Here is a 12723-nt window from a genome sequence, read left to right on the forward strand (position 1 = left end):
TTTTGGGTGTGGTATATTTCCTTAATTTTACCAAAATTTTAAGTTTAGTTGTGGGAAGTAAAAATAAATTAAAGAGGTTTAAAGAAAACGAAACATTTGGTAACGTTTTTCAACCAACACGAGAGGAAGTGGTTTCAGAATCATTTGCCTTAAAAGGAAAATGGAATCAGGATTTTTTCAAAAACAGCAATCCGATTGTTTTAGAACTGGGTTGCGGGAAAGGCGAATATTCCGTTGGCTTGGCCGAACGTTATCCGGATAAGAACTTTGTAGGGATTGATATCAAAGGTGCCCGTTTTTGGCGTGGTGCAAAATCTGCTACAGAAGAAGGGATGCATAATGTGGCTTTTGTCCGTACACAAATAGAATTAATCAATCATATTTTTGGTGAAAACGAAGTGGATGAAATCTGGATTACATTTCCGGATCCGCAAATCAAATACAAAAGGACAAAACACAGAATGACCAATTCGGAATTTTTGCAATTGTATAAAAAGATTTTAAAACCGGACGGCGTGATGAATCTGAAAACCGATTCTGAATTCATGCACGGCTATACACTTGGTTTGTTGCACGGTGAAGGACATGAAGTGCTGTACGCAAATCATAATGTTTACAAGAATGAAGGTGCTCCGCAAGAAGTGACTGAAATTCAGACGTTTTATGAAAAACAATATTTGGAAATTAACAAAGCAATTACGTATATTCGATTTAAAATAAAATAAACCATTCATGGGCTTCATTTTGCCGCTTTTTTTAGGTTTTATCACAGCAGCCATTGGAATTTCTCCGCCTGGCTTAATTAATATGACCGCGGCTAAAATCAGTGTACAGGATGGTAAAATCAGAGCGATGCTCTTTGCGGCGGGCGCACTAATTATTATTTTTTTTCAAACGTTGCTGGCGCTGATATTTGCGCGATATATTGATTCGCATCAGGAAGTTGTAATTTTATTGCGGGAAATTGGCTTTGGGATTTTTTCAGTTTTAACACTGTATTTTCTTTTTTTAGCCAAAGGTCCTAAAAAATCGGTCAAGGATACTCTGAAAATAAAAAGCAAGAAAAGTCGGTTTTTCCTAGGAATGCTAATTTCAGCTATTAATTTCTTTCCTATTCCGTATTACGTTTTTGTGAGTGTGAGTTTGGCTTCGTTTGGTTATTTCTCCTTTCAGATCAGTTCCATTTACACCTTTGTTATCGGAGTTGTTTTTGGCTCGTTTGCTGTTTTTTATGCGTATATCGCTTTCTTTAAAAAGATTGAATCCAAAACGGATTTTCTAATCCAAAACATGAATGCCATTATTGGTTCTGTTACAGGATTGGTTTCCATATTCAGTTTGTATAATATTGTCAGGTACTATTTCAAATTATAACAATGGACAAGTCTAACGATAATTTTTTTGAAAGAGTTTATGAAATTACCCGTCAAATCCCGGAAGGCAAAGTCACTTCTTATGGTGCTATTGCTAAAGCATTAGGAACGGCCCGCTCTGCAAGAATGGTTGGCTGGGCATTGAATGCTTCTCACTTAAAAGAAGATATTCCGGCACACAGAGTCGTAAACAGAAAAGGTCTTCTTAGCGGTAAACACCATTTTGAAGGAACAAACCTGATGCAGCAGTTATTGGAAAACGAAGGTATTGAGGTCAAGAACAACCAGATTGTCAATTTTGAAAAATATTTCTGGCAGCCTGCCATCCAGTAAAAAAACTTGAATTTTTGTTAGCAGTATTACTGTAAAAAAGAGCTGTTGATAAAACCAACAGCTCTTTTTAATTTTTGTTCAAATAAGATTAATCATCTGGTGCTATGTTACAGCCGCCTTCAATATCACCATGAGCCAAATGAGCTGGCAAAGCGTTAATGCTAATTTCAATATCATGGGCATTTCCTGGGTTTCCAGGTGGAATATGACAAACAATGACTTTTTGACCCGCCTGATTGTTTTTTCTAGTAGTGCTAACAATTGTGAATGCAATTAGCACTACTCCGAGCAATAATAAGTATTTTTTCATAAGTGTAAAATATTGATTATTAATAGATTACAAAATTAACATATACTATTTAAATGGTTTAAAAATTAATGATATACTTGTTTAAATAATAGAATTTACCGTTGAAATGCATAAAAAAATCAATTTATCTTTTTTAGAAGCCAGAATCACTAGTTGTGCTTGGTATTCTTTTCCAAACTATCAAAAAAGAGGGTATTTTCTAATCATAATTTTTATTTATTCCACTATATAACTTTGCTTCTAAGTTGCCTTGTCACTTTACAACTTCTTCACTATCTTTGCAATCTAAAATCAGTTTAAATAAAGATAACTGAAAATAGAATCCAAATATGAAATTAGATAGAAAAGAAATCCTTAAAGCTTTAGAAACCATTTCAATAGCTGGTGAAGGAAAAAATATGGTTGAAAGTGGTGCCGTAACTAACGTAATTACTTTTGGTGATGAAGTGGTCGTTGATTTAGTGTTACACACACCGGCTATGCACATTAAGAAACGAGCAGAAGACGATATTAAAAAATTAATCCATGAAACTTTTTCGGCTGAAGCCAAAGTAAAAGTAAATATCAAAGTCGAAGCACCCGAGAAAAACGAAATCAAAGGAAAAGAAATTCCGGGAATCAAAAATATTATTGCCGTAGCTTCTGGGAAAGGAGGCGTTGGAAAATCAACTGTAACAGCAAACTTAGCAGTAACATTAGCAAGAATGGGCTTCAAAGTCGGAGTTTTGGATGCTGATATTTATGGGCCAAGTATGCCAATTATGTTTGATGTGGAAAATGAAAAACCTATTTCAATCGAAGTTGATGGCAAATCGAAAATGAAACCTATCGAAAGTTTTGAAGTTAAAATTTTATCCATAGGATTTTTCACCGCACCAAGTCAGGCTGTTATTTGGCGTGGACCAATGGCTTCAAAAGCGTTAAACCAAATGATTTTTGATGCCGCTTGGGGCGAATTGGATTTTATGCTAATTGATTTACCACCGGGAACAGGAGACATTCACTTGTCTATCATGCAATCATTGCCTATAACCGGAGCAGTTGTAGTAAGTACTCCTCAGGCTGTGGCTTTGGCCGATGCTAAAAAAGGAGTGTCCATGTTTTTGTCAGACAGTATCAATGTGCCAGTTTTAGGGATTATCGAAAATATGGCCTATTTCACACCGGAAGAATTGCCGGAGAACAAATACTATATTTTCGGAAACGGAGGGGCAAAAAACCTGGCGGAAGATTTGCAGGTACCATTTTTGGGAGAAGTGCCAATCGTACAAAGTATCCGCGAAGCAGGAGATTACGGGCGTCCGGCAGCATTACAAACCGCTTCTGTGGTTGAAACTGTTTTCGAAGAAATAACCAGAAATGTAGTGCAGGAAGTAGTTAACAGAAATGAAAATTTACCTGCTACTGAGGCCATAAAAATCACAACAATGGCAGGATGCTCTGCTGTAAAAGGGAAATAAAATGACACAAGAAGAATTAAGATTGAATATTGAAAAAGCACTGGAAGAAATCAGACCTTTTTTGAATTCTGACGGAGGCGATATTACTTTGGTTTCCATCGATGACGAAAAACACGTTAAAGTACGTCTCGAAGGAGCTTGTAATTCCTGCAGTGTGAGCGGAATGACCATGCGTGCCGGAGTAGAAACTACCATTAAAAAATACGCGCCACAAATAGAAACAGTGGTCAATGTAATGTAAATTAACGATGGCGTGACCCAGAAAAAAACTGGGTCGGGCTTTCGGCTATATCTTTTTTTCGTTCCTCAAAAAAGGATGTCGCCTTAATCCCTCACGCGAAAACTCAGTTACCCAAACTAATGATTGAAACAGATATACTTATAATTGGAGCTGGTCCTACTGGGCTTTTTACTGTATTTGAAGCAGGGCTTTTAAAACTGAAATGCCACATTATCGACGGTCTTCCGCAACCGGGAGGACAATTAACAGAATTATATCCTAAAAAACCTATTTTCGATATACCGGGTTATCCTTCCGTTTTGGCAGGAGATCTGGTAGACAATCTGATGGAGCAAATCAAACAGTTTCAGCCTGGATTTACGTTAAATGAAGTAGCGGAGACCATTCAGAAATTAGAAGATGGGACTTTTATCGTTACCACAAACAAAGGAACGGAACATCATACTAAAGCTGTTGCAATTGCAGGAGGTTTGGGTAGTTTCGAACCTAGAAAACCGATTATAGAAGATATCGAATTCTACGAAGATAAAGGAGTAGAATATTTTGTAAAAGATCCGGAATTGTTCCGTGATAAGAAAATAGTAATTGCCGGCGGAGGTGATTCCGCTTTAGATTGGAGTGTATTTTTAGCGGATGTTGCTTCAGAAGTAACCTTGATTCACCGCAGAAATGAATTCCGTGGGGCTTTGGATTCTGTAGAAAAAGTACAGGAATTAAAACATGCAGAAAAAATACATTTGATTACACCTGCAGAAGTGGTTGGGCTTAACGGGGCTGAGCATTTAGAATCGATTGATATTGATGAAAACGGTGCACACCGAAACATCAAGACAGATTATTTTATTCCGCTTTTCGGTCTGACGCCAAAATTAGGTCCTATTGCGCATTGGGGTCTGGAAATCGAAAAAAATGCGATTAAAGTTAACAATGCTTTAGATTATCAGACAAATATTGAAGGGGTTTATGCTATTGGTGATGTGAATACCTATCCTGGAAAACTAAAATTGATACTTTGCGGTTTTCATGAAGCAACTTTAATGTGTCAAAGTGTGTACAACAAACTTAATCCAGGTAAAAAATACGTATTAAAATATACTACTGTTTCAGGAATTGACGGTTTCGACGGAACCAGAAAAGAAGCCGAAAAGCAAGTGGTCAAAGCGATTGAGTAACTCTTGCTCAATGTTATTTTTAATGGCAGATTCTCAAGTTATAGTTTTATAATTTGAGAATCTGCTTTTTTGTTTTCGGTTTTATTGCAATATTCGTTTTGACCTATGTATGAATTATCTGAGTTATATGAATAAAAATTAGTAGCTTGCAGCCCTTTGGAAGCCAATAGAGCTTTCCAGTAATTTAAAAATAGACAGCTTATGAAAAAACAATTACTTTTGCTAATTACACTTTTATTGTCCGTTGGTTCTTTTGCCCAATGTAATTATAGTTTTCTACTGAAGGATTCCTTTGGTGATGGCTGGAATGGTGCTCGTATGACTGTAAAACAAAACGGAGTTACCGTGGCGACACTTGGGGCTACTTTTACAAATGGTACTCAAATTACTGTTCAGGTTCCCTTGCAGAACAATGTTCCTTTTGAGCTGTTTTGGGAGATAGGCGGTACTTTTCAAGGTGAAGTAGGAGTTTCTGTAATAAATCCTTTTAATCAAACTCTTTATACAAAACCTTCGGGTACAGGATTGCCAAATGCAAATATTGCACTGTTTTCTGCTATGGCTAATTGTGACCAGCCTGCTTGCATGCCTCCTACTACACTTGGAGTAAATAATATCGATTTAACATCTGCTGATATAACTTGGGCAAACCCTTCAGGGGGATCCCAATGGGAAGTAATGCTATTGCCTTTAGGTTCTCCTGCACCTCTTCCGGCTCAAGCTGGGAATTTTGCTTCGACAAATTCATTCACAGCTACAGGTTTAACCTGTTCGACTGTTTATAGTGCTTATGTGAGATCCGTTTGTCCAGGGTCAAATCTTAGTGATTGGGTTGGACCTGTTACATTTCAGACATTAAGTTGTAATCCACAACCAGGTTCTGTGTGTAATTATAGTTTCCTAATGAAAGATTCTGCTGGTGATGGATGGAATGGTAATACGATGAGTATAAAACAAAATGGAATTATAGTTGCAACAATTGGCTCTGCTTTTACATCAGGAACTGAGGCTACCGTTCAGGTTCCTTTACAAAACAATGTGGCTTTTCAGTTATTTTGGAATTTAGGAGGCTCTTCTCCAAATCAAGTGGGAGTTAGTGTAATAAATCCTTTTAATCAAACTCTCTATACAAAAGCTTTTGGTTCAGGAACTCCAAATGCAAATACGGCATTGTTTTCTGGGATGACTAATTGCTTGTTTCCTGCTTGCCAGGTGCCAACTACACTTGGAGTAAGTTCTGTTGCGGGGACGTCTGCTAATATAACTTGGGCGAATCCTTCAGGAGGAGCATCACAATTCGAAGTATTAGTGTTGCCTGCTACTGCTCCAGCGCCTGTTTCGACTCAGGCAGGATTTATCACTACAACAAATTCATTTACAGCTACAGGTTTAATCTGTGCGACTGCTTATAATGTTTTTGTAAAATCAGTTTGTCAGGAGTCAAATTCCAGTAATTGGGTTGGTCCGTTTGCATTTCAAACATTAAATTGTACTCCACAGTCCTCTTCTTTGTGCTTAAGTGCCACTTCTTTATGTAGTGCTCTTAATGGTGTATTTGTAAATACAGTTGGTTCGCCTAATCAAGGGACCATGGGATGTTTGACTACAACACCGAATGCTACTTGGTTCAGTTTTTCAACTGCTACTACAGGTACTGTTAGTTTACAAATTACTGAAAACACAAATTTTGATCTAAATTCAAATCCAATTGGAACAGGACTAGATGCAGACTTTATTCTTTACGGACCTTACGCTTCTCCAATAACATCATGTAGCGCAGAACTGATACCAAGCAAAATTTTAGCCTGCAGTTATTCGATTTCTGCTGTTGAAAACGCTTCTTTTACGGTTACTCAGGCGGGAGCGTATTATTATTTAATGGTAACTAACTTTAGCAATATTTCTGGGTTTATTAAAATTAGCCAGACAGCTGGAACGGCATCATTAGATTGTCAAGGTTTCCGATTGAATGCTTTTCTGGATGTTAATGCCAATGGAGTAAATGACTTAGGAGACGTTGCTTTTCCGCATGGACAATTTGTTTATGAGAAAAACAATGATGGAATTGTTCATAATGTAGTTTCTACTAATGGTTCTTTTAATATATTTGATAGCAATCCGGCAAGTACGTATGATTTCGGGTATCAGATACATTCGGATTACAGCCCTTACTTTACGCTTGCTACCAGTTCTTTCAATGATGTTTCAATGACAGTACCTGGAATGACAAATAGTATTAATTTCCCTATTGCAGTTTCAACGGTTTACAATGATGTTGCTGTAAATGTTGTTTCAATGGGATCACCTCGTCCGGGATTCTCCTATAAAAATAAAATTCTTTACACGAACAAAGGGAATCAGGCAATTGCTAACGGATCTTTATTATTTACAAAGGATTCAGCAGTAACGATTGCAACTATTTCACAATCAGGAACTGTGGCGACGCCAACAGGATTCAGTTATACGTTTACTGATTTACAGCCTTTTGAAACCAGAACTATTGAGGTTACCATGATGGTTCCGACTATTCCAACGGTTCAATTGGGGAATCTTTTGACGAATTCGGCATCTGTTGCTATTTCTGCTACTGATGAAATGCCTGCAAACAACAATGCAGCATTAACACAAGTAATTATCGGTTCTTATGACCCTAATGACATAAACGAATCGCATGGGGAAGAAATTCTGCATTCGAGTTTTACTTCAGACGATTACTTATACTATACCATACGATTTGAAAATACAGGGTCAGCTTCTGCAATGAATGTTAAAGTAAATAATATTTTGAACGCTAAGCTTGACGAAAATTCTATTAAGGTAGTTGGTTCTAGTGCTAATTTAATTATGGATCGTGTAGGAAACATTGTCAATTGGGATTTTAAAAATATCATGTTAGTATCTGCTGCTAAAGGATATGTCGTATATAAAATCAAACCAAAACCAGGATATGCTGTTGGGGATATTATTCCGAATAATGCGTCTATTTATTTTGATTTTAACCCGGCAATTGTAACCAATACATTCAATACTGAGTTTGTAGCACAGCTTGGTGTCGAAGAATTTGAAAACGCTTCATTCTCTTTTTATCCGAATCCGACAAAAGATATCGTAACTGTTTCGCTGAAAAACGAACAGGATGTTATTTCTAATATAGCGGTGTATAATCTTCTTGGAAAGATTGTTTTTGATAAGAAGTTTTCCGGAACCACTTTAGAAACCATAAATCTATCCAATTTTTCTAAAGGACTCTATCTGATTGAAGTGACAACTCAATCGAATTTAAAAGTGATTAAAAAGTTAATCGTAGAATAAGAATAATAAAAAAAGCTCCATTGATTTGGAGCTTTTTTTTATAAAATAATGTAGGAAGTCATTGCTTATACTATGCTGAAGGTTGTGAGGATGCAAGTTTATTTTTTACTTGCCATATAAACTCCAATCAAAATAATAAAGGCACCTAAAAATTGCAGTGGATTTAGCATTTCTCCATCAAGCAATCCCCAACTCATCGCAACAATAGGAATGAAATACGTTACCGAAGAAGCGAATAGCGGAGAAGTAATCTGAATCAGTTTGTAATAAATAAGGTTGGCAACACCAGTCCCAATTACGCCCAGAACTACAATAAAGAAAGTGGCGTGAATTACTTCCGGTTTGGTAGCAATATCAGCATAACCACAGCAAAATAAAATCACAAGAGCTGGGACAAGTAAGATCACAAAATTGGCTGTAATGATGGCCAGTGGCGTCACATCTGAAAGGTATTTCTTGATCAGATTCACATTTGTTGCATAACAGATCGTGCCAATAACCACTAAAAGGGCGTAAAAATAGTTGGTCTCCCCATGTGAAGAATTTCCATAGAAAACCAATAAGAAACACCCGCTTAAACCTAGAATCACTCCAATAATCTGGTTTCTTTTAAATGTTAATCCAAAGGCTAAAACACCTAAAAGCAAAGTGTATAGCGGAGTTAATGAGTTTAAAATCCCACTGACCGAACTGCTGATTCCCGTTTGGGCATACGCAAATAAATAAACAGGGAGGAAAATGCCAAAAAGTGCTGTTAAAGTAATGTAACGCCATTTTTGAATTGGAATTTTTGCCAGACTTTTAAACCCGATAAGAAGTAAAAAAATAGTTGCAAAAACAATTCGCAGTGAGCCTAACTGATAAGGATTTAACGCAACCAGTCCTCTTTTCATAAGAATGAAAGAACTCCCCCAAATTAAGGACAGCATTATAAATAGAAACCATTTGTTGTTTTTGGATAGCATGATTCGTTTTTTTGATTTCCCAAAATTCTGTTATTTTTATGAATATCAAGTTCTTTTTTATATATTTTTGTTTCTATTAATTTTACACTAAATCAATTATATATGAAAAGTATTAAACTAACTTTAGCGCTTTTAATTACAGCAGGTACATTATTTGTAAGTTGTAAAAAAGAAACTGAAAACGGGAAAACAGAAATTACTGCTTCAACCAAAGAAGTTGCAAATGCAGAGACAACAAGTTTTACAATAGAAGGGATGACTTGTGCAGTAGGCTGTGCCAAAACAATTGAAACTAAATTAGCCGGGCTTGACGGTGTGCAGAAAGCAACGGTAGATTTTGATAAAAAGACAGCAACAATTCAATACGATGCGGCGGTACAAACTCCTGAGAAATTGGTTGAAACAGTAGAAGCTGTGGCTGACGGAAAAACATACAAAGTGTCTAATGTGAAATCATCAGGAGACAAAGCAATGTTTTATCAGGAGAAACCTAAAAAGAAAGCTAAAAAAGAAGATAAATCAGCTGTAGAAGCATCAACAACAGCAACTCCGGCTGCTGCAAGTTGTACGCCAAAAGCAGGAGAGAAAAAAGCAGGATGTTGTGCAGGGAAAAAAGCCTGTGCTTCAGAAAAGAAAGAAGCGGGAGTGTTGTAATTCCTGACTTTACATAAAAAAGGCCTGCATTTGCAGGCCTTTTTTATATAGTTTTATTTCCATTTTAGTGATTCCATCAAGACACGTAAATCATTCTTGACATATTCAGCTGCAGGTAAAACAGAATCGAAGTTAGGTTTGGCATAAAAATAAACCGAACCGACCAGAAAGTGCTTCGTGCTGTCTGTTAAGTAAAACTGTGATTGTGAAGCCGCGTTTCCGCCTACTTCATAAAACATTCCATAAGAATTTTTAAACTTATTTACATAAGGCTGCTCGGAAATCCCATCGGCTTTGATTACATGCTCATATGTCAGCTTTTGCGCATCACGAAGCAATAAATCGATGTTGTTTTTTACAGGTTTGTAATTCAGATAAACGGTCGCTTTCAGTTTCGGATATTCAATCTTGAAATTGCAATCGCCTTCTGTAATTACATTTCCGATAGTATTGTAGTTAAAACTGTAACCGCAGTTTGCGTCAAATTGCGCATAGCTTGGCTCAGGATAATTCAGGCTCAAATAGCTTTTAGGTTTCGGAAGAACATCATCTTTACAGCTGACGATACAAACTGAAATAGCAATAAATATGAATGGGATATAATATTTTTTTGACATTATAAAGAATTAAAAAGGCAAATCATTTTCGATTTCGTTGTCAAAATTAGTGTTTTTTGGTGCTTCAGGTTGCGATTTTAAGTTTTCAGAATCTTTTTTAGTATTCAGAAAAGTAAATTCTGTGGCTTGTATTTCGGTTGTATATTTTGTGGTGCCATCTTCGGCTTGCCATTGGCGTGATTTTATTCTTCCTTCCACATATATTTTGTCGCCTTTGGATAAATATTTTTCGCAAATCTCAGCAGCTTTATTTCGTACCACAACATTATGCCATTCGGTAGAAGTGATTTTTTCGTTAGTCGATTTATTAATATACACTTCATTTGTAGCCAAAGGAAATCGTCCTATGCAATTTCCGCCTTCAAAATAATGCATTTTAATATCTTCACCCAGATGGCCTATAAGTATGACTTTATTTAACGTTCCGTTCATTGTGGTTTTATTTGTGAATATCAAAGATAAGGCATTTTCTTTAAAACTTATTATTCGCTATAAAATTGTGCAGGACAATGGGAAAAGGGAGTTTGTTCAGTGCTTCATAATTGAGTCCGTTCGCAAAAACCGTATCCTGGCTCATTCTCCAAAAAGTAATGTGCAGGTGTTGGTGTGATAATTTATGGATGACAGTTTCGGATTCTAACAAAACAATTTGGGAAATACCGTCAATTTCATTTCGGATTAATTCCAAAACTACATCGTCTGATGCCGGATTTTCGGTTTCTACCAATGGGAATTCATATAAATTATGCCAAATCCCTTTCGACGTACGTTGGTTGACTGTTGTTTTGTTTTCATTGTCCAAAATAAATAAGTAGTTCAAAAACCGGTTTTTAATTTTCAGTTTTTTCAGTTTAACGGGCAATTCGTTTACTTTTTTCAGCGATAAGGCCATGCAGCTCTGATTTAATGGGCAAACAGAGCAATCCGGATTTTTAGGAACACATTGCAAAGCGCCGAATTCCATGATAGACTGGTTGAATAAAGCGGGATTTTCTTTGTCGATGACTTCCTGGGCTAAAAGAGTAAATTCAGATTTGGCTTTCGCCGAAGCAATATCGGTTGTTATATTAAAGTAGCGCGAAAGCACCCGATATACATTTCCATCCACTACCGGAACAACTTCATTATAGGAAAAAGAAGCAATAGCAGCGGCGGTGTATTCTCCTACACCTTTCAGTTTTAACAAATTTTTATAATCGGGTGGAAAAACCCCTTTCAGATCATTTGCAATATATTTTGCAGTTGCGTGCAAATTTCGGGCACGGGAGTAATATCCTAAGCCTTGCCATAATTTAAGAACTTGTTCTTCATTGGCTTTGGCCAAATCAAAAACAGTCGGGAATGCCTTGGTAAATGCTAAAAAATAGGGTAATCCCTGTGCTACCCGCGTTTGTTGCAGCATGATTTCTGACAGCCAAATGGGGTAGGGATCAGTCGTTTTTCGCCACGGTAAATCACGTTTATTTCTTAAATACCACGTTGTTAATATTTTACTAAAAGTCATTGTTGAGAATTGGTCAGCAAAAATAAATGTTTATGTGATTAAATTTTAATCGATTATGCTTGAATTTTTGTTTATTTAATTTATATATTTGCAAACTCAAAAAATTACTTAAACTTAATTACGAATAAAAATGACAAAAGCAGATATCGTAGCTAAAATCGCAGAAAAATTAGGACTTGAAAAAGGAGATGTACAGGCTACAGTGGAGTCTTTTATGGACGAAGTGAAGAACTCATTAGAAACGGGTGATAATGTTTACTTAAGAGGTTTTGGAAGTTTCATCATTAAAACCAGAGCTGAGAAAACAGGAAGAAATATTTCTAAGAATACGACAATCAAAATTCCTGCTCATAATATTCCTGCATTTAAACCTGCTAAGATATTCGTAGAAGGAGTTAAAACGAATAATGACGCAAAATAATTTATTAATAATCAATAAAACTACAAATTATGCCAAGTGGTAAAAAAAGAAAAAGACATAAGGTAGCTACTCACAAACGTAAAAAGAGAGCGAGAGCTAACCGTCACAAAAAGAAAAAGTAGTTTAAAACTACTTTTTTCTTTTTAAACGTTCATTGAAATTGAAACTTTCGGACTAGAATACTAAGAATATCGATTTAAGATTTAAGAAATTTCTGCCATCTGCGCTATCTGATTTCTGAAATATCCAAAAATCTGTCTGTTTCACCGGGTACAAATACCTGTAAAATGTTTAATCCATCTGTACAATTCGGTCTTGGGTTCCGGTTTTGAGTTTTTTTGCTTGCAACCTTTACCTATGG

Annotated in this window: 14 protein-coding genes; 9 read left to right on the forward strand and 5 right to left on the reverse strand. The window is 36.3% G+C overall.

The genetic code is table 11. The features are described from left to right. Window positions 1–50 precede the first annotated feature (50 nt). The 3 genes from trmB to ACRDEC_RS15430 are packed head-to-tail and all read left to right on the forward strand — an operon-like array spanning window position 51 to window position 1706. The gene (gene trmB / locus ACRDEC_RS15420) at window positions 51–725 is read left to right on the forward strand and encodes a tRNA (guanosine(46)-N7)-methyltransferase TrmB (protein WP_431499260.1); all 675 of its coding nucleotides are present in this window, start codon (window positions 51–53) and stop codon (window positions 723–725) included. 7 nt (window positions 726–732) lie between these two features. Continuing rightward, window positions 733–1374, forward strand: coding sequence for a lysine transporter LysE (locus tag ACRDEC_RS15425; RefSeq protein WP_431499261.1), 642 nt, complete (start codon window positions 733–735; stop codon window positions 1372–1374). 2 nt (window positions 1375–1376) lie between these two features. Further along, window positions 1377–1706, forward strand: coding sequence for an MGMT family protein (locus tag ACRDEC_RS15430; protein ID WP_431499262.1), 330 nt, complete (start codon window positions 1377–1379; stop codon window positions 1704–1706). Window positions 1707–1794: 88 nt separating this feature from the next. Here ACRDEC_RS15430 and ACRDEC_RS15435 read toward each other — a convergent pair whose 3' ends face one another. After that, on the reverse strand, window positions 1795–2016 hold the full coding sequence (locus ACRDEC_RS15435; protein WP_431499263.1) for a hypothetical protein: 222 nt from the start codon (window positions 2014–2016) through the stop codon (window positions 1795–1797). A 329-nt stretch (window positions 2017–2345) separates the two neighbouring features. On the opposite strand from ACRDEC_RS15435, the gene ACRDEC_RS15440 reads away from it, so the two are divergent. From ACRDEC_RS15440 to ACRDEC_RS15455, 4 genes are all read left to right on the forward strand, one after another. Further along, a complete protein-coding gene (locus ACRDEC_RS15440) occupies window positions 2346–3476 on the forward strand; it encodes a P-loop NTPase (RefSeq protein ID WP_431499264.1) in 1131 nt (376 codons plus the stop codon). Window position 3477: 1 nt separating this feature from the next. Next, a complete protein-coding gene (locus tag ACRDEC_RS15445; protein WP_431499265.1) occupies window positions 3478–3717 on the forward strand; it encodes a NifU family protein in 240 nt (79 codons plus the stop codon). Between the two features lie 119 nt (window positions 3718–3836). Then, a complete protein-coding gene (locus tag ACRDEC_RS15450) occupies window positions 3837–4889 on the forward strand; it encodes an NAD(P)/FAD-dependent oxidoreductase (protein ID WP_431499266.1) in 1053 nt (350 codons plus the stop codon). A gap of 201 nt (window positions 4890–5090) precedes the next feature. Beyond that, a complete protein-coding gene (locus tag ACRDEC_RS15455; protein ID WP_431499267.1) occupies window positions 5091–8201 on the forward strand; it encodes a DUF7619 domain-containing protein in 3111 nt (1036 codons plus the stop codon). 98 nt (window positions 8202–8299) lie between these two features. Here ACRDEC_RS15455 and ACRDEC_RS15460 read toward each other — a convergent pair whose 3' ends face one another. After that, window positions 8300–9166 (reverse strand): DMT family transporter, encoded by an 867-nt coding sequence (locus ACRDEC_RS15460; RefSeq protein WP_431499268.1) that lies wholly within the window; start codon window positions 9164–9166, stop codon window positions 8300–8302. 102 nt (window positions 9167–9268) lie between these two features. On the opposite strand from ACRDEC_RS15460, the gene ACRDEC_RS15465 reads away from it, so the two are divergent. Beyond that, window positions 9269–9820, forward strand: a complete 552-nt coding sequence (locus tag ACRDEC_RS15465; RefSeq protein WP_431499269.1) for a heavy-metal-associated domain-containing protein — start codon at window positions 9269–9271, stop codon at window positions 9818–9820. A 53-nt stretch (window positions 9821–9873) separates the two neighbouring features. Here the strand turns inward: ACRDEC_RS15465 and gldD are convergent, their stop codons facing one another. From gldD to mutY, 3 genes are read right to left on the reverse strand one after another with little or no spacing between them, the layout of a single operon-like run. Beyond that, the gene (gene gldD / locus ACRDEC_RS15470) at window positions 9874–10437 is read right to left on the reverse strand and encodes a gliding motility lipoprotein GldD (protein WP_431499270.1); all 564 of its coding nucleotides are present in this window, start codon (window positions 10435–10437) and stop codon (window positions 9874–9876) included. A 9-nt stretch (window positions 10438–10446) separates the two neighbouring features. Then, complete coding sequence (locus ACRDEC_RS15475) at window positions 10447–10869, reverse strand: single-stranded DNA-binding protein (protein WP_431499271.1); 423 nt, start codon at window positions 10867–10869, stop codon at window positions 10447–10449. Window positions 10870–10909: 40 nt separating this feature from the next. After that, complete coding sequence (gene mutY, locus ACRDEC_RS15480) at window positions 10910–11941, reverse strand: A/G-specific adenine glycosylase (protein ID WP_431499272.1); 1032 nt, start codon at window positions 11939–11941, stop codon at window positions 10910–10912. A gap of 130 nt (window positions 11942–12071) precedes the next feature. Between mutY and ACRDEC_RS15485 the strand changes: the two genes are divergently transcribed. Then, window positions 12072–12362, forward strand: a complete 291-nt coding sequence (locus ACRDEC_RS15485; RefSeq protein WP_431499273.1) for an HU family DNA-binding protein — start codon at window positions 12072–12074, stop codon at window positions 12360–12362. Window positions 12363–12723 lie beyond the last annotated feature (361 nt).

This window comes from Flavobacterium sp. (assembly GCF_050696275.1).
Taxonomy (GTDB): Bacteria; Bacteroidota; Bacteroidia; order Flavobacteriales; family Flavobacteriaceae; genus Flavobacterium.